The organism is Oerskovia enterophila (assembly GCF_001692445.1).
Taxonomy (GTDB): Bacteria; Actinomycetota; Actinomycetes; order Actinomycetales; family Cellulomonadaceae; genus Oerskovia; species Oerskovia enterophila.
Window position 1 is genome coordinate 22,183 of record NZ_MAQA01000026.1, and the last position, 17,056, is coordinate 39,238.

Here is a 17,056-nt window from a genome sequence, read left to right on the forward strand (position 1 = left end):
CTCCCACGCAGGGCCGCCCCCGCGCCTATTGCGCGCGGCCGTCCTCGTCGCACGGCGGGGTCACGGAGATGCCGACCGCGTCGAGCTGGGTCTCGACGAGGACGAGCGTGCGCTCCATCGCGACGGGTTGCAGCTTGCCGACCTGGTGCCCGTGCGGATGGTCGAAGAAGACGAGCAGGCAGAGCATGAGCGAGATGACGAGCGTGACGCTGCCCATGAGCACCGACTGCGTGACGGCGCCCTCGGCCGAGTCGGCGAAGAAGAGCATGAACACGAAGATCGTCGCGGAGATGGCGAACAGGACGAGCCACAGGGGGAGCGGGATCAGTCCCTCGGCGCCGTGCACGCGGGCCTGGCGCGCCTGCTCCCGGTCGGCGGTCTGGTCCATCCACCGGTCGTAGGCCGACTGCTCGGTGTCCGAGGCGGGCTCGACCCCGCGGATGGTGCGGAACATCTCGACGCCCCAGGGGTTGACGGCGTCGCCGAGCCGCGCGTCGGCCATGGCCTCCCACTCGGTCGTCGCGACCGAGCGTGCATAACAGACGAGCTGGCCCGACAGCTCGGCCCCGGCGTCAGCGGGAAGGAACTGCGCCGTCTGGATCTGCTGCGCGACGACCTGCGCCTCCTCCTCGGCGCCGCTGCGCGCCTCGTCGTAGGACTCGAAGGCCAGGAAGATGATGAAGCCGAGGAGCACCGAGAAACCCGTGGCGAGGACACCGAACACCCCCGACGCACGGTCTCCGTCGCGGAAGCGGCTGCCCTCGGGTGCGCGGGCGCGCACGAGCAGCATGGCGGTGACGGTCACGGCCGTGGCGCCGATCGTGACGAGCGCTGCGATCAGGATGTTCACGGCTTCACACCTGGACCGGGTAGGAGACCAGGACGCCCAGCGTCGCGAGCAGCACGACCCCGCCGATCCCGACCATCGCGAGCCGCAGCCGGTGCGACGAGAGCTTGGCCCCGATGCCGCCGAAGAACAGCACCGACGCGCACAGCACCGTGGCGAGCACGTAGTTGTCCTTGACCCCGTTGGCGTGGTGCGCCCGCGCGGCGGAAGCGTCGGCCTTCTTCTCGAGCCGCTGCGACTCCTGGGTCGCCGCGAGCACGTACTCGTCCATCGCGAACGGGCTGGGCGGCGCGTCGGCGTTGGTCGAAGGGTCCAGCGCGACCCACGCCTGGACAGCGGGCTCGAACTCCTCGCGGAACCGTGCGTAGAGGAACCCCGAGTAGGTCGCGGGGTCGGGGACGTAGCCGGGAGCCGGGCCCACGCGTCCCTGCTCCTCGTCGAGCGCGCTCAGCCAGTCGGTGAAGAGCTGGACGTCGATGATGGTCTGCTGGCCCGCGAGCGTCGAGGCGCGGTTGCTCTCGGTGCGTGCGGCACCGGCCGCGCTGTACGACGTCGCCATCTCCCCACCCCACTGCGCGCTCTGGAACGCGGACCAGGCCGTCATGACGGTCGCGATCGCGAGCAGGACGGCCGCGACCAGCTCGAGGTGCCGGTGGACCGCAGCGACGGGGCCGCCCGGTGCGGCCGGGCCGCCCGGACCGGTCGACGGGTTGGTGGCCCCAGGCGTGGACCGACCACGGGGGCTGGGGCTCCCGTGGTCGGTCACGTCGGTCCTGTGCGCGCTCGTCCGACTAGGCGAGTGCCTTGGCCTTGAGCGTGGCGAACTCGTTCTCGTCGATCACGCCGGCGTCGAGCAGGGCCTTGGCGTCGCTGATCTGGGTCGCCGCGGAGGACTCGGACTTCGCGACCCCCCGGATGTACGCGTCGGTCTGGGCCTTGGCCTGCGAGACGTCCTGCATCTGCCGTTCGGCCATGCCGCGCCCTCTGGCGATGACGTAGATCAGCGCCGTGAGGAACGGGACGAGGACCAGCGCGACGATCCACAGCGCCTTCCACCAGCCGCTGAGCTCGTGGTCCCGGAAGAGGTCAGCCAGGATCCTGAACAGGATCATGAGGTACATGAAGAAGAAGAACCACCAGATCATCAACCAGAACCAGTCCATGAAGCTGTCCATGCGACGTCCTCCTCGTACGGGTGCCGGTCAACCGGCAAGGATCTGAGACTTCTGGGCCTCGAACTCTGCGGGGCTCAGGATGCCCTGGTCGCGCAGAGCGGCGAGCTGGGTGAGCTGCGCGATCCGGGCGTCCATGTCGACCGGCGCCGGTGCGGGTGCCGGCGGCGCGGGGGCGTAGGTCGGCTGGGGTGCCGGCTGCTGCGGTGGCGGGGCTTCCTGGGACGCCCAGCGCCCCGCCTGTCGTCGCGAGACGCGGTTGGAGACGGCCGTCGCCGTCCCAGCCACGACGGCGGTGCGTGCGACTCCTCGGATGAGTCCGGGCATGGTGTGGGCCTCCTAGGTCGGTCCGGGATCAGTCGGTGGATTCGTCGGCCTCGAGCGCGGCGAGCACGGCCTGCACAGGGATGCGCCCCCCGGCCACGAGCTGGGCGCCGCCTCGCCGTAGTGCGGTCGCGAAAGGGGCGGCCCAGACGTTCTCGTAGACGAGCACGGCCGCCGTCCTGCCCGGTTCGACGGCCTCCGCCGCCTCGGCCAGGTCCTCGTGGCCCAGGAGACCGGACACGGCCCCTGCGAAGATCTCGAGCCCGGTCGTGCCGTCGGCGAGCTCGTCGAGCTCGAGGCCGGTCACGGTCCCGTCGTCCTCCTTGCGGAGCACGAGCAGGTCGAGCACCCTGACGATCCCTCGGTCGACCAGGTCGACGAGCAGGGGGAACGCCTCGCCGGTCATGGCCTCCGACGGGAACTCGACGATCAGGTAGTCGATGGGTCCCGACTCCTGCAGGTCGGTCGGCTCCTGTGTCATGGGTCGGTCGTCCTTTCCTTCGGGGGCTGGGCCCGGTTGCACGGGGCGCGCACACCGCCCTGCCTGGGACCAGACTGCTCCGCAGGAGCGTGGTCGTCGTCATGCAGACCGCATGAAGTTCGGGTCAGGGACCGCACACCCGACGTCCCCGCGAATCATGTGATCGTGGTGATGCGCGGCGGTCGGCCGGCGTGCGGCAATGGGGGGACAGGACCCGGCGACAGGATCGAAGGGCACGACGTGGACTACACCGACCGACTACGGCGCTTCGCCGCCAACGACGCACGGCTCGAGGAAGACCTGGAGGCCGAGGAGGTGATGCTCGACCCCAAGACCCTCGCCCTCGTCCGCCTGGCGGCACTCGTCGCGGTCGGCGGAGCCGAGCCGACCTACGGCAGCGAGGTCGACGACGCCGTGAACGCAGGGGCGACCACCGCCGAGATCGTCGACGTCCTGTCGGCGACCATCCCGATCGTCGGGCTGCCGAGCGTCGTGGCGGCAGCCCCCAAGCTCGCCCTCGCGCTCGGGTTCGACCCGTTCGACGTGAGAGAACCTGGGTGAGCGGTCAGGCGCCCAGCAGTCCCATGCCGATCGCCGTGCGCACGGCGTCGCTCCGGCTCGAGACCCCGAGCTTGCGATAGATCGACCCGATCTCCGAGCTGGCCGTGTTCCGGGACACGAAGAGCCGCTCTCCGATCTCGCGGATCGTCAGGTGGGTCTGCAGGTACGGCAGGAGGCGCAGCTCGGCAGGGGTGAGGGGAGTGCTCGACGTCGGCAAGGCCGCCGTGCGCGAGGCGGCGTCGAACGCCGTGCGCAGCTCGACCGCCTCCTCGGCGAGCACTCCGAGCGCTGGGCGACGCAGCAGCACGTCGTCGATCTCCCGCAGGAGGTGGTTGACGGTCGAGGCGTCCGACGTCGCCCAGCTCGTCCGGGCGAGCTGGAGCCGGGTGCGGACCGCGAGCGTCGGGAACGCGTACGTGCTGAACGTGCGAGCACGCATCGCCCGGGTGAGCAGCGTGCGCGTGCCCGCGAGGTCGCCGGCATGGTGGCGGTAGCGTGCGGCCAGCGCGAACCCGAGGCCGCTCGTCGGGTAGTCGTGCATGCGGCGTGCGTCGATCGCGTCGAGGAGCCTGCGGACCCGGTCGCCTGCGCGCGCCCACCGGTCGTGATCCATGTCGAGCTGCGCGAGCTGTGCCTCGGCGAGCACGAGCGTGCTCGCATGATCGAGCTCTCCGGCCGCCTCGGTGGCGCGCTCCAGGTACTCGGTCGCCGCGTCGTCGTCACCGACCAGGCGCAGGGCGTCGCCGCGCAGCACGAACACCGTGTCCCGCCACGTGCTCCACGCCGGTTCGGAGTCGAGGGCGGTCCCGACGTCGTCGAGCATCTGCTCGGGGCCGTCCGGGCAGCGCAGCGCCCGGAACATGGCGCGTGCCGACTCGAACGAGGCCGTCCCGTCGACCGGCTTGCCGTCGAAGGAGGAGGTGTCTGCCACGGCCCCCCAGCGCTCGGCCGTCGCGGCGTGCCCCTCGTGCACGGCGACGAGGCCTGCGAGCACCGCGAGCGGCGGGTACTTCGTGATCGACTCGTCGCCGAGCGCGGCAAGCCACCGGTCGATCGTCGTGACCCGCCCGGCCTGGACGTGGGGCATCACGACGCGTGCGACGAGCCGGGAGGTCCGCTCGACCCCGGGAGTCACGAGCAGCATCTCGATCGCGCGCTCGGGCGAGCCGTTCTCCTCGTACCAGTCGGCTGCCCGCGTCCGCAGGTCGTCGGCGAGCTCGGGCTCGGTCGCGAGGAGCTCGTCGAGGAGGAACTCGCGGAACAGCGCGTGGTAGCGGAACCACTGCCTGTGCCGGTCGACCGGGACGAGGAAGAGGTGCGAGGCCTCGATCGCGCGCAGGATCCGGGTCGAGGAGCGGACGCCGAGCAGTGCGTCGCACAGCGGTGCGCTGAGCTCGTCGAGCACCGCGGTCCGTCGCAGGAACAGCTGGGTCTCGGCGGACAGCCGGCGGAACGACTCGCGCTGGAGGTAGTCCGCGACGTAGCGGTCCGTGCCGGTCACGGTCTCGGGGCCGGAGCCGTCTCCGGCGGCCACGAGCGAGGCGAGGTACACGCCGACGGGCCAGCCCTCGGTCCGCTCGGTCACCGCGGTCGCGATCTCGTGCGTGACCCGGACCTGCGAGGCGGCGAAGACCTGCTCGGTGCCGGAGACGTCGAGGGCCAGATCCTGCGCGTCGATCTCGACCGACTCGCCGGCCGCGCGCAGGCGCGCGAGGTGGGGTTGCTCGTCTCGGCTCGCCGCGACCAGCTGGGACCCCTCGGGGATCCCCGCGAGCACGATGCCCAGCACGTCGTGGCAGGCCGCCGACCGCACCTCGTGCAGGTCGTCGAGCGCCAGGACGAACGGCTCGGGGCTCGAGCGCAGGGCCGACGCCAGGCGCGGGGCGGCTCGGCCCAGGAGCGAGGTGTCGGCTCCGACCATGTCCGCCACGAGGTCGGGGCGCCCCGCACCCAGGCGCGCGAAGGCCGAGGCGAGCACGACGAGCAGTCTCACGGGGTCGTCGTCGAGCCGGTCGAGCGTGACCCACGCGACGGGACGAGGGTCGCGCTCGGCCCACTCGGCCAGCAGGGTCGACTTCCCGTAGCCGGGGGGCGCCGTGACCCCGACCACGCGCCGTCCGCTCGCGCGGGTCGCGTCGATCAGGTCGGCCCGGCTCACGACCGGCGCGTGCCGCCGGGGCACGCTGAACTTGGCCTCGAGGAGCAGCCCGTCGATCTGCTCGGTCCCCCGTGCCGTCCCCGGCTCGCCGTTCACCTTCACACCATAGGGCGCAGGCCCGCGCCGCGCTGGTCTTCCGTTGCGTGTCCTCCGGACTGGATCTCCGACGGAACCGACCCGTGGGCGCCGGCGGACAGCACCCGTGGCGCCGGTGATCACGTGGACTGGGTGATGCGCGCACGAGCACCCGTCCCTACCGTGAAAGGTATCCATGTCCTCGTGCCCGACCGAGCGGAGCTCTCATGCGTCCCGACCAGCACGCCCGCACCATGCTGCCCATCCCGGACCGCCCTCGGCCCGGGCTGACGACGTACGACGCCAAGGACCCCGACACGTCCTACCCGCCGATCGAGCCGCTGCGCCCGCCCGAGGGCGCACCGAACGTGCTGATCGTCCTGCTCGACGACGTGGGCTTCGGTGCGTCGAGCGCGTTCGGGGGGCCGTGCCACACTCCGACCGCGGAGCGGCTGGCGGCCGGCGGGCTGACGTTCAACCGCTTCCACACCACGGCGCTGTGCGCCCCCACCCGGGCCGCGATGCTCAGCGGGAGAAACCACCACTCGGTCGGCATGGGCAGCATCACCGAGACCGCGACGTCCGCGCCCGGGAACAGCTCGCTCAAGCCCAACACCAAGGCGCCGCTCGCGATGACGCTCAAGCTCAACGGCTACTCGACGGCGCAGTTCGGCAAGTGCCACGAGGTCCCGGTCTGGCAGTCCTCGCCCATGGGGCCGTTCGATGCCTGGCCGTCCGTCGGCGGAGGGTTCGAGACGTTCTACGGCTTCATCGGCGGCGAGAACAACCAGTGGGAGCCAGCGCTCTACGAGGGCACGACGCCCGTCGAACCCCCGAGGACCGCCGAGGAGGGGTACCACCTGACCGAGGACCTCGCCGACCGGGCGATCAGCTGGATCCGGACGCAGAAGGCGCTCATGCCGGACAAGCCCTTCTTCGCCTACTTCGCTCCGGGCGCGACGCACGCCCCGCACCACGTCCCGCAGGAGTGGGCCGACCGGTACGCGGGCCGGTTCGCGGACGGCTGGGACGTCCAGCGCGAGCGCACGTTCGCGCGTCAGAAGGAGCTCGGTGTGATCCCGCCCGAGGCCGAGCTCACGCCGCGCCACGCCGAGATCCCGGCGTGGGACGACATGCCGGACGACCTCAGGCCCGTGCTCGAGCGGGAGATGGAGGTCTACGCGGGCTTCCTCGAGCACGCCGACCACCACGTGGGCCGGGTCGTCGACGCGATCGAGGACCTGGGGGTGCTCGACGACACCCTCATCTACTACGTGATCGGGGACAACGGCGCCTCGGCCGAGGGCACGATCAACGGCGCGTTCAACGAGATGGCCAACTTCAACGGCATGGCGGCGCTCGAGACACCCGAGTTCATGGCGTCCAAGCTGGCCGAGCTCGGCTCGCCGTCGTCGTACAACCACTACGCCGTGGGTTGGGCCTGGGCCATGGACACCCCCTTCCAGTGGACCAAGCAGGTCGCCTCGCACTGGGGAGGGACGCGCAACGGGACCGTCGTGCACTGGCCCCGGCGCATCACGGACTCCGGCGGGCTGCGCTCGCAGTTCACGCACTGCATCGACGTGGCCCCCACGATCCTCGAGGCCGCGGGCCTGCCCGAGCCCACCCAGGTCAACGGCGTGCTCCAGTCACCCATGGAGGGTACGAGCATGCTCTACGCGTTCGACGACGCGGACGCGCCCGAGCGCCACGACCTCCAGTACTTCGAGATGTTCGGCAACCGGGGGATCTACCACAAGGGGTGGAGCGCGGTCACCAAGCACCGCACGCCGTGGGACATGGTCGGCGGGTCGGCCATCGCGTTCGACGACGACGTCTGGGAGCTCTACGACGGCAGCACCGACTACAGCCAGGCGCACGACCTGTCCGCCGAGCAGCCCGAACGGCTGCACTCCCTCCAGCGCCTGTGGCTCATCGAGGCGGTCAAGTACGACGTGCTCCCGCTCGACGACCGGACCGCGGACCGGTTGAACCCCGAGACCGCCGGGCGCCCGACCCTCGTCCACGGGAACAGCCAGCTGCTGTTCGCCGGGATGGGGCGGCTCTCGGAGAACAGTGTCGTGAACATCAAGAACAAGTCGTTCTCCGTGACCGCGGAGATCGAGGTCCCGGCCTCCGGTGCGGACGGTGTGATCATCGCGCAGGGCGGGAGGTTCGGCGGCTGGAGCCTGTACGCCAAGGAGGGCAGGCTGAAGTTCGTCTACAACGTCCTGGGCATCCAGGAGTTCGCGACCGAGGCACAGGCCACGGTCCCGGAGGGTACGCACCAGGTCCGTATGGAGTTCGTGTACGACGGCGGAGGGCTCGCCAAGGGAGGCGACGTGACGCTCTTCCACGACGGCACCCCCGTGGGCACCGGCCGGGTCGGCGCGACCCAGGCCATGGTCTTCTCCGCCGACGAGACGACGGACGTCGGCTACGAGTCGGGGACACCGGTCAGCCCGGACTACTCGCCGCGGTCGAGCCGGTTCTCGGGCAAGATCCACTGGGTCCAGATCGACGTGGGGACCGACGACCACGACCACTTCATCGACCCCGACGAGCGCCTGCGCATCGCCATGGCGAGGCAGTGAGGGGCTCGCCGGGGGAGTGCTGAGGCCGCGTCGCCCGGGGGCGCGGTGCGCGCCGCGTCCCCGCGCCGACCCGTGCCCGACGGCGCCGCTCACCGCGTGGGTGAGCGGCGCCGTCGGGCACGGGCACGTCCCGTACCGGGCAGTGCTCCCGTCAGGAGGCGACGTACGCCGCGAGGTGCTGGCCCGTGAGCGTCGAGCGGTCGGCCACCAGGTCGGCCGGCGTGCCCTCGAAGACGACCCGGCCGCCGTCGTGCCCGGCGCCCGGGCCGAGGTCGATGATCCAGTCGGCGTGCGCCATGACCGCCTGGTGGTGCTCGATCACGATGACCGACTTGCCCGACGCGACGAGCCGGTCGAGCAGGCCGAGCAGCTGTTCGACGTCGGCCAGGTGCAGGCCCGTCGTGGGCTCGTCGAGCACGTAGACGCCGCCCTTGGCACCCATCTGCGTCGCGAGCTTGATCCGCTGGCGCTCGCCCCCCGACAGCGTCGTGAGGGGCTGGCCGAGGCTCAGGTAGCCCAGGCCCACGTCGACGAGGCGCGTGAGGATCGAGTGGGCGGCCGCGATGCGCGACTCGCCCGCCGCGAAGAACTCCTCCGCCTCGGTGACGGACATCGCGAGCACCTCGGCGATGTTCTTCCCACCCAGCGTGTACTCGAGCACCGAGGCCTGGAACCGCTTGCCCCCGCACTCCTCGCACGGCGTCTCGACCGTGGCCATGACGCCGAGGTCGGTGTAGATGACGCCCGCACCGTTGCACACGGGGCAGGCACCCTCGGAGTTGGCGCTGAACAGAGCGGGCTTGACCCCGTTGGCCTTCGCGAAGGCCTTGCGGATCGGGTCCAGCAGGCCCGTGTAGGTCGCCGGGTTGCTCCGGCGCGATCCGCGGATCGCGCTCTGGTCGATCACGACGACCCCCTCGCGGCCCGCGACCGAGCCGTGGATCAAGGAGCTCTTGCCCGACCCGGCGACCCCCGTCACGACGCACAGGACCCCGAGGGGGACGTCGACGTCCACCCCCTGCAGGTTGTGCTCGGTCGCGCCACGGATCTCGAGCGAGCCCCGGGGAGCGCGCACGCTCGCCTTGACCGTCGAGCGGTCGTCGAGGTGGCGGCCGGTCGTGGTGTCGCTCGCGCGCAGCCCCTCGACCGTGCCCTCGAAGCAGATGGTGCCCCCGTGCCGCCCGGCTCCCGGGCCGATGTCGACGACGTGGTCCGCGATCGTGATCGCCTCTGGCTTGTGCTCCACGACGAGGACCGTGTTGCCCTTGTCCCGCAGCTGGAGCAGCAGCGTGTTCATGCGCTGGATGTCGTGCGGGTGCAGCCCGATGGTCGGCTCGTCGAACACATAGGTGACGTCGGTGAGCGAGGAGCCCAGGTGGCGGATCATCTTGGTGCGCTGCGCCTCGCCACCGGACAGCGTCCCCGAGGGACGGTCGAGCGAGAGGTAGCCCAGGCCGATCTCCGCGAACGAGTCGAGCAGGTGCTGGAGGCCCTTGAGGAGCGGTGCCATCGAGGGCTCGTCGAGACCGCGGACCCACTCGGCGAGGTCGCTGATCTGCATCGCGCAGACGTCCGCGATGCTCTTGTCGCCGATCTTCGACGAGCGTGCCTCGGGGCTCAGGCGCGTGCCGTCGCACTCCGGGCAGGTCTGGAACGTCACGGCCTTCTCGACGAACGCCCGGATGTGCGGCTGCATCGCGTCGACGTCCTTGGACAGGAAGGACTTCTGGATCTTGGGGATCAGGCCCTCGTACGTCAGGTTGATGCCCTCGACCTTGATCTTGGTCGGCTCCTTGTAGAGGAGGTCGTGCAGCTCGCGCTGGGTGAACCTGCTGATCGGCTTGGCCGCGTCGAAGAAGCCGCTGCCCCGGTAGATGCGCCCGTACCAGCCGTCCATCGAGTAGCCCGGGATCGTCAGCGCGCCCTCGTCGAGCGACTTGCTGTCGTCGTACAGCGCCGTGAGGTCGAAGTCGGTCACGCTGCCCTTGCCCTCGCAGCGCGGGCACATGCCGCCGAGCTGGTGGAACGAGGCCTTCTCCGCCTGCGTCTTGCCGCCGCGCTCGATCGTGATCGCGCCGCTGCCCGAGACCGAGGGGACGTTGAACGAGTACGCCTGCGGTGAGCCGATGTGCGGCTGCCCGAGGCGGCTGAAGAGGATGCGCAGCATCGCGTTCGCGTCGGTCACGGTGCCCACCGTGGAGCGCGGGTTGGCCCCCATGCGTTCCTGGTCGACGATGATCGCGGTCGTCAGCCCGTCCAGCAGGTCGACGTCGGGGCGCGCGAGCGAGGGCATGAAGCCCTGGAGGAACGCGCTGTACGTCTCGTTGATCATGCGCTGGGACTCGGCCGCGATGGTGCTGAAGACGAGCGAGCTCTTGCCCGAGCCGGAGACCCCGGTGAACACCGTGAGGCGACGCTTGGGGATCTCGACGCTGATGTCCTGGAGGTTGTTCTCCCGGGCGCCCTGCACGCGGATCATGTCGTGGGTGTCGGCGACGTGGGGTGCGGGCACGGCAGTGCCCGTGCTCGTGGCGGTGCTCATCTGTCTCCTCCTGGTGGGCGGGGTGCGGTCCCCGCCGTGGTCGCCGGACGCCTCCGTCCATCGTCGGACGCTCGGCCCCGCTGCGCACGCAGGGCGAGGTGTGCGGCAGGGGCCTGCGGGACACGCTAGCGGGGGCCACCGACGCCGGGCTTCTCGATTCCTGCTCGACCGACAGGTCGGCTCGAGGGCGCGACAAGGCGCAGGTTCACACGAACTGCATGACGCGCGGCCGCGCGCCTGGGGCGCTCAATGGGAGAGGCGCGCAACCGCGCCCTGCGCGAGAGCCGACGTCGACCTCGCCGTGCCGAGGGGTGACCTCAGGACGGGCCGACGTCACGCACGACCCGAGCAGACCTGGCACGCCGGACCCTGACCGGTCCGGGACGGAGAGGATCCATCATGAGCGAACAGACCGAGGGCACCCCCGTGCTCGACCTGCTGGTGGAGATGACGGCGGACTCGGTCGAGGCGTCGAGCCTCGACATCCAGACGGTGATGCTGGTGCGGCTCGCGGCGCTCGTGGCGGTCGACGCGCCCCCGGTGTCGTACCTGATGAACCTGGAGGCCGGGATGGAGGCCGGGATCGACGCGGACATGGTCGCAGGCGTCCTCGCGGCGGTCGCGCCCATCGTCGGCACTCCTCGCGTGGTCGCGGCGTCTGCAGGCATCGCGGAGTCGCTCGCGTTCGAGATCGCCGTCGCGGTCGCCGACATCGCGGAGCAGAACGAGGCGTAGGCGTGTGACCCCCGAGTCAGCCGAACCCCCTCCCGGTGTCACGGACGGGCGTCCAGGAGAGCGTGCCGGCCCGGTCGCCACGCTCTCCTGGGGCCCGAAGGTCGGCCTCTGGGCGTGGAGCTTCGTCGGCACGGTCGTGGCCGTCGTCCTCGTCGTGCTGGCGCTCGCGGCCGTGAGCGAGATCGTCCTGCCGTTGACCTTCGCGGCCGTGCTCGCGGTGTGCTTCAAGCCGATCGCGGACCGGCTGCGACGACGGGGCGTTCCGAGCAGCCTGGCCGCGGGCGTGGTCGTCCTCGGGCTCATCGCCCTCGCGACCGTGGTCGCGGTCGCGGCTGTGCGCGGCATCGTCCAGCAGACCGACGAGATCGGGGCCTCGGTCGACGCGGCGACGGACCAGCTCGTGGCGCAGCTCGACGTCGACGAGCAGTCGCTCGAGGCCGTACGGGAGACCCTGGTGGACTCGGCTCCGGGCGTGACCGGTGGGTTCCTGACCGGGCTCGTGAGCGGGATCGGCGCGCTCGTGGGCATCGCGAGCGGGCTGATCCTCGGCGCGCTGATCATGTACTACCTCGTCAAGGACGGCGCCAGGCTGAGGGGCGCGGTCGTGGCCCAGCTCACGGCCGGGGCGCAGCCCGAGATCGACGGCTTCATCGGTGACTCGTGCCGGACGCTGCGCGACTACGGCCGCGGCCGGACGACCATGTCGGTCGTCGTCGCCGTGGTCATCGGGGTCGCCGCGCTCCTCCTGGGCCTTCCTCTGATCTTCACGATCGTGGTGGTGAACTTCATCGGCGGGTACATCCCGTACATCGGTGCGTTCCTGGGGGGCGGTCTGGCCGTGGCCGTGGCGCTGGGCGACGGGGGGATCGCCCCGGCCGTGATCATGCTCGTCGTCGTGGTCGCGTCGAACCTGCTGCTCGAGAACTTCGTCGAGCCGCGGGTCATGGGCCGCACGCTCGACATCCATCCGCTGGTCGTGCTGGTCGTGACGGCGCTCGGCGGGGTCGTGGGCGGGATCGTCGGTCTGATCCTCGCCGTCCCGGCCTGGGCGGTAGCCACGGAGGGCGTCTCCCGCCTGCGTCGTCACGGCTTCTTCGACCACGTCGTCACGACGGCCGAGCCCGTCGTGCGACGGATGCTCCAGTAGACGAGACGCCCACGGGGCGTCCGAGATGGCAAGGAGGACGTCGTGACAGCTCGAGCACCCGTCGAGGGCATGCCCGACGACGACGGCGGCGAGGCGGGTCAGGGGCCGATGAGCGGCCTCTCGACCCGGCGCCGTCGGACGTTGATCGCGCTCGGACTGCTCCGGGCGAGCGGGATCGCGGTCCTGCTGGTCGCGCTGTACTACCTGCTGCCGCTCGACCGCCCCTCGCCGTCGTCGTTGGTCGTCGCGCTGGTCCTCTGCCTCCTGGTGCTCGTCACGACGATGTACTGGGAGGTCCGGGCGATCGTCCGCGCCAGGTTCCCCGGCATCCGGGCGACCCAGGCCTTGGCGACGACCGTGCCGTTGTTCCTGCTCGTCTTCGCGGCGACGTACTTCATGATCGCGTTCCAGGACCCGACCACGTTCAGCGAGCCGCTCACCCGGTCCGACGCGCTCTACTTCACGATCACGACGTTCGCGACCGTGGGATTCGGTGACATCGCCCCTCGCTCGGAACCGGTCAGGCTGCTCGTGGCAGCACAGGTGCTGCTCGACCTCGTGATCCTCGGCCTCGGCATCCAGGTCATCTTCGGGGCGGTCAAGAAGGCGCGCACGTCGTGAAGAGCATCGCGACGGCAGCACTCTGACCTGCAAAGACGCTGACATGACGTCTCGATGACACCACCACTTCGAAGAAGTGACGCCATATCTCTTGCGGTGACACCATTAGTGGTGTCATAGTGGCGTCATGGAACTGACGAGATATGTCGACGAGCTGCAGCACCAGCTCGCCACCGCGGCCGCCGCAGGCGGGGACGAGGCACGTGAGCTCGCAGGTCGTCTGACGGCCCCGCTCGACGCAGCCGTCCGCCTCGTCCTGCTCGAGGCGCTCTCGACCGCGGCCAACGAGATCACGGCCGAGCTCGCCCCGGGGGCGGTGGACGTCCGGCTCCGTGGTCGTGACCCGGAGTTCGTCGTGACCCCGGCCCCGAGCCCGGCCTTCGACGGAGCTGCCGCCCCGGCGGCGGAGCCCGCCCGCCCGGCGGTCCTGGACCCCGACGACGTGAGCACGTCCCGCACGACGCTCCGACTGCCCGACCAGCTCAAGGCGCAGGTCGAGGAGGCGGCAGCCCGCGAGGGCATGTCCGTCAACACGTGGCTCGTGCGCGCGGTCGCCGCGGCGCTCGCACCCACCGCCACGTCCCGCCCGGCCGCACGGGCCACGAGCACCTCCGGTCGTGTGACCGGCTGGGTGCGCTGACCACCACTCGACACCACATCCGGCGCCCCGCCGTCACGGGGCGGACACGTACACCCCTCTGGAGGATCCGTCATGCCCACTTTCGCTGCTCCCACGCCCGTCCCGGTCGTCATCGACGTCCCGTTCGGCAACCTGTACGTCGTCGCCGGAGAGCGGGACGACGTCGTCGTGACCGTCCTGCCGGCCGACCCGACCAAGTCCGGCTCGGTCCGCGCCGCCGAGGAGACGCGCGTCGAACGCGACGGCGACGCGATCTCCGTCGTCTACCCCAGCTCCTGGAAGCAGTACGTCCTGCCGTTCGCGTCCGGTGGCGCCAAGGTCACCATCGAGCTCCCGGCCGGGTCGGACCTGCGCGGCAAGGCAGGGTCCTTGTACGCGGAGGGCAGGCTCGGGTCCGTCGACCTGAACCTCAACGGCGGCAACGCCCGGCTCGACGACGTCGACCGCCTCGACATCAAGGTCTCGGCAGGCTCGCTCAGCGTCGGCCGGGTCTCCGGCCCTGTCGACGCGGTGGTCACGGCGGGCGGGCTGCGGGTCCGCGAGCTCGACGGCGACGCCGTCGTCAAGGTCCCCAACGGCACGACCGAGATCGGCCGGACCACGGGGAGCCTGCGGGTCAACGGTGCCCACGGGGACATCGCGATCGACCGGTCGCACGGCGACACGGTGGTCCGGTGCGCGCACGGCGGTATCCGCGTCGAGCAGGCCGTGAACGGTCGTGTCCAGCTCGAGAGCTCGTACGGCTCGATCGAGGTCGGCGTGCCCGAGGGCACGGCTGCCTGGCTCGACGCGACGTCGCAGCACGGCCAGGTCCGCAACCTCCTCCAGGACGCAGCAGGACCCGACGAGAGCGACCTGACCGTCGAGGTCCGTGCCGGCACCAGCTACGGCGACGTCGTCGTCCGTCGGCCGCACGCCTGATCGTCTCGTCGACCTCCTGCACTCCGTGCCCCACCTGATCGTCGCTCCACCCGCACGTCCACCACCATCGAAGGAGAAGCACATGACCACCCCAACCCGCGGACCCGCGATCGAGGTCGCCGGCCTGCGCAAGTCCTACGCATCGAAGTCCGGCAAGCAGCTCGTGCTCGACGGGGTCGACCTCGTGGTCCCCGCCGGGACCGTGACCGCGCTCCTCGGCCCCAACGGGTCGGGCAAGACCACCACGGTCGGCGTCCTGTCCACCCTCCTGGCGGCCGATGCCGGCACGGTGCGGGTCGCCGGTCACGACGTGGCCCGCGAGCCCGACGCGGTGCGCGCCTCGATCGGAGTGACCGGCCAGATCACCGCGGTCGACGAGCTCCTCACGGGCACCGAGAACCTGCGCCTCATGGCCGACCTGAACCACCTGGGCCGGACGGCCGGGCGTCGCCGGACGGCCGAGCTGCTCGAGCAGTTCGGTCTCGCCGAGGCCGCGGGCAAGCCCGTGGCGACCTACTCGGGCGGCATGAAGCGCAAGCTCGACCTTGCGATGACGCTCGTCGGGACGCCGTCGGTCGTGTTCCTCGACGAACCGACCACGGGCCTCGACCCACGCAGCCGCATCACCCTGTGGGACGAGGTGCGCACGCTCGTCGCTGGCGGCACCACGATCCTGCTCACCACGCAGTACCTCGAGGAGGCCGACCGGCTCGCCGACTCGGTGGCCGTCCTGCACGACGGGCGCGTCGTGGCCGAGGGCACGCCCGACGAGCTCAAGGCCGTGCACGACGCCGGATCGCTCGACGAGGTGTTCCTCGCGCTGACCGAACCGTCCACCGACGAAGAGACCGGAACGACACAGGACAAGGAGAACGTCCGATGACCGCCATCGCCACCACCGCCCCCACCACCGTCGCGCGACCTCGACCGCTCGCCGACGTCCTGACGATGCTGCGCCGCAGCCTGCTGCGTGCGGTGCGCTACCCGGGACTGACGGTCTTCATCGTCGCCGGCCCCCTGGTCATGCTCCTGCTGTTCGTGTACGTGTTCGGCGGGGCGTTCGGCGCGGGCGTCGCCCCCGGGGTCACGCCCGGAGCCGACGGACGTGCCGCGTACCTGGACTACATCACGCCCACGCTCCTGGTCATCACCGTGGTCGGGGGAGCGACGTCGGTCGCCGTGAGCGCCGCCATGGACGCCGCGAGCGGCATCATGGCCCGGTTCAAGACCATGGCGATCTCGCCCGGGTCGGTGCTGTCCGGCCACGTGCTCGGGTTCGTCGTCCAGGCCCTCGTCGCGCTCGTCCTCGTGCTGGGCGCTGCGGTCGCGATGGGCTACCGCCCCGAGGCCGACGCGCTCGACTGGCTCGCGCTGCTGGGCCTGTTCGTCCTGCTCGGGATCGCCCTCAACTGGCTGTGCGTCGCCATGGGGCTCAACGCGCGCAGCGTCGAGACCGCGAGCAACACACCCATGATCCTGCTGCTCCTGCCGTTCCTCGGCAGCGGGTTCGTGCCCGTCGAGACCATGCCGACCGCCGTGCGCTGGTTCGCCGAGCACCAGCCGTTCACGCCCATCATCGACACCGTGCGCGGCCTGCTCGCGGGCGGTGCGGGGCTCGAGGGCTCGACCGCGGTGCAGGCCGTGGCGTGGTGCGTCGTGATCGGCGTCGCCGGGTACGTGTGGGCGCGCTCGCTGTTCCGTCGGGAGCGTCGCCTCTGAGGGGCTGGGCGCGCGCGGCGCGAGAGTCGATGCGACGAAGGGCGGGACGGATGTCCGGCCCTTCGTCGTCCTCGTGATCGGAAACGATCGCTGAGGTCCGGGTGTCGACGCGGTGCCCCGCCGCCGGTCACCCCGGCGAGCAGAGCTCGTCGCGTGCCGCCAGGGATCCGGACACGTCCGGGCCGGTCCCGCTCAGACCGTGCAAGCGGCCCGGGCAGATGCTCCGGATGCGCGAGTCGAGAACGGCTGAAATGCTCCGAGACATGTCGCGAGCCAAGCCAGCTTCCTCCGCCAACGTCCGGCAGCAGGTCCTTCGAGACAGGCTGCCCTTCCCCGGCTCCCAGGACTTCGGCGGCATCAGCCGCGGGCTCCTCTGCTGGCGCACACCGAGCTTCTCGACGCTCGGTCGGCTCGCTGTGGTCCTGGACCCGGGGGACGAGGACTTCGCGATCGTCACTCCCTGACGGTCGGACGGTCCGTGCAGGTCGCCGCCCCGACAGCCGGCGCGGACCTTCCGGC

At 71.1% G+C, this 17,056-nt stretch carries 17 protein-coding genes; 10 read left to right on the forward strand and 7 right to left on the reverse strand.

Annotation, left to right across the window (positions count from 1 at the left end; translation table 11 throughout):
• Positions 1-25: 25 nt before the first annotated feature.
• Genes OERS_RS11690 through OERS_RS11710 form a run of 5 tightly spaced genes read right to left on the reverse strand, consistent with a single transcriptional unit; the run spans position 26 to position 2,824 of the window.
• On the reverse strand, positions 26-850 hold the full coding sequence (locus tag OERS_RS11690) for a bestrophin-like domain (RefSeq protein ID WP_068625900.1): 825 nt from the start codon (positions 848-850) through the stop codon (positions 26-28).
• A gap of 4 nt (positions 851-854) precedes the next feature.
• The gene (locus OERS_RS11695; protein WP_083201397.1) at positions 855-1,613 is read right to left on the reverse strand and encodes a hypothetical protein; all 759 of its coding nucleotides are present in this window, start codon (positions 1,611-1,613) and stop codon (positions 855-857) included.
• A gap of 25 nt (positions 1,614-1,638) precedes the next feature.
• Positions 1,639-2,022: an SHOCT domain-containing protein gene (locus OERS_RS11700; protein WP_056651125.1), complete on the reverse strand. Its 384-nt coding sequence runs from the start codon at positions 2,020-2,022 to the stop codon at positions 1,639-1,641.
• A gap of 27 nt (positions 2,023-2,049) precedes the next feature.
• The gene (locus OERS_RS11705) at positions 2,050-2,346 is read right to left on the reverse strand and encodes an SHOCT domain-containing protein (RefSeq protein ID WP_056763469.1); all 297 of its coding nucleotides are present in this window, start codon (positions 2,344-2,346) and stop codon (positions 2,050-2,052) included.
• Between the two features lie 28 nt (positions 2,347-2,374).
• The gene (locus tag OERS_RS11710; RefSeq protein WP_056651130.1) at positions 2,375-2,824 is read right to left on the reverse strand and encodes a DUF6325 family protein; all 450 of its coding nucleotides are present in this window, start codon (positions 2,822-2,824) and stop codon (positions 2,375-2,377) included.
• A gap of 240 nt (positions 2,825-3,064) precedes the next feature.
• On the opposite strand from OERS_RS11710, the gene OERS_RS11715 reads away from it, so the two are divergent.
• Positions 3,065-3,385: a carboxymuconolactone decarboxylase family protein gene (locus tag OERS_RS11715; protein ID WP_056651132.1), complete on the forward strand. Its 321-nt coding sequence runs from the start codon at positions 3,065-3,067 to the stop codon at positions 3,383-3,385.
• A 4-nt stretch (positions 3,386-3,389) separates the two neighbouring features.
• Here the strand turns inward: OERS_RS11715 and OERS_RS11720 are convergent, their stop codons facing one another.
• On the reverse strand, positions 3,390-5,639 hold the full coding sequence (locus OERS_RS11720; protein WP_068625917.1) for a LuxR C-terminal-related transcriptional regulator: 2,250 nt from the start codon (positions 5,637-5,639) through the stop codon (positions 3,390-3,392).
• 206 nt (positions 5,640-5,845) lie between these two features.
• Here OERS_RS11720 and OERS_RS11725 point away from each other — a divergent pair, with 206 nt between their 5' ends.
• The gene (locus OERS_RS11725; RefSeq protein ID WP_068625901.1) at positions 5,846-8,212 is read left to right on the forward strand and encodes an arylsulfatase; all 2,367 of its coding nucleotides are present in this window, start codon (positions 5,846-5,848) and stop codon (positions 8,210-8,212) included.
• A 151-nt stretch (positions 8,213-8,363) separates the two neighbouring features.
• Here OERS_RS11725 and OERS_RS11730 read toward each other — a convergent pair whose 3' ends face one another.
• Positions 8,364-10,754: an ATP-binding cassette domain-containing protein gene (locus OERS_RS11730; protein WP_068625902.1), complete on the reverse strand. Its 2,391-nt coding sequence runs from the start codon at positions 10,752-10,754 to the stop codon at positions 8,364-8,366.
• A gap of 399 nt (positions 10,755-11,153) precedes the next feature.
• Between OERS_RS11730 and OERS_RS11735 the strand changes: the two genes are divergently transcribed.
• From OERS_RS11735 to OERS_RS21115, 8 genes are all read left to right on the forward strand, one after another.
• Positions 11,154-11,489 (forward strand): carboxymuconolactone decarboxylase family protein, encoded by a 336-nt coding sequence (locus OERS_RS11735; RefSeq protein WP_056651141.1) that lies wholly within the window; start codon positions 11,154-11,156, stop codon positions 11,487-11,489.
• A 4-nt stretch (positions 11,490-11,493) separates the two neighbouring features.
• The gene (locus tag OERS_RS11740; protein ID WP_068625903.1) at positions 11,494-12,636 is read left to right on the forward strand and encodes an AI-2E family transporter; all 1,143 of its coding nucleotides are present in this window, start codon (positions 11,494-11,496) and stop codon (positions 12,634-12,636) included.
• Between the two features lie 42 nt (positions 12,637-12,678).
• Positions 12,679-13,257, forward strand: a complete 579-nt coding sequence (locus OERS_RS11745; RefSeq protein ID WP_248948526.1) for a potassium channel family protein — start codon at positions 12,679-12,681, stop codon at positions 13,255-13,257.
• A 127-nt stretch (positions 13,258-13,384) separates the two neighbouring features.
• Positions 13,385-13,897, forward strand: a complete 513-nt coding sequence (locus OERS_RS11750) for a ribbon-helix-helix protein, CopG family (RefSeq protein ID WP_056651146.1) — start codon at positions 13,385-13,387, stop codon at positions 13,895-13,897.
• Positions 13,898-13,969: 72 nt separating this feature from the next.
• Positions 13,970-14,818: a DUF4097 family beta strand repeat-containing protein gene (locus OERS_RS11755; protein WP_056651148.1), complete on the forward strand. Its 849-nt coding sequence runs from the start codon at positions 13,970-13,972 to the stop codon at positions 14,816-14,818.
• An 82-nt stretch (positions 14,819-14,900) separates the two neighbouring features.
• Complete coding sequence (locus tag OERS_RS11760) at positions 14,901-15,701, forward strand: ABC transporter ATP-binding protein (RefSeq protein ID WP_056651150.1); 801 nt, start codon at positions 14,901-14,903, stop codon at positions 15,699-15,701.
• The gene (locus OERS_RS11765; protein ID WP_082849019.1) at positions 15,698-16,537 is read left to right on the forward strand and encodes an ABC transporter permease; all 840 of its coding nucleotides are present in this window, start codon (positions 15,698-15,700) and stop codon (positions 16,535-16,537) included. The genes OERS_RS11760 and OERS_RS11765 overlap by 4 nt, the downstream gene beginning before the upstream one ends.
• 263 nt (positions 16,538-16,800) lie before the next feature.
• Positions 16,801-17,001, forward strand: a complete 201-nt coding sequence (locus tag OERS_RS21115) for a hypothetical protein (protein ID WP_139107807.1) — start codon at positions 16,801-16,803, stop codon at positions 16,999-17,001.
• Positions 17,002-17,056 lie beyond the last annotated feature (55 nt).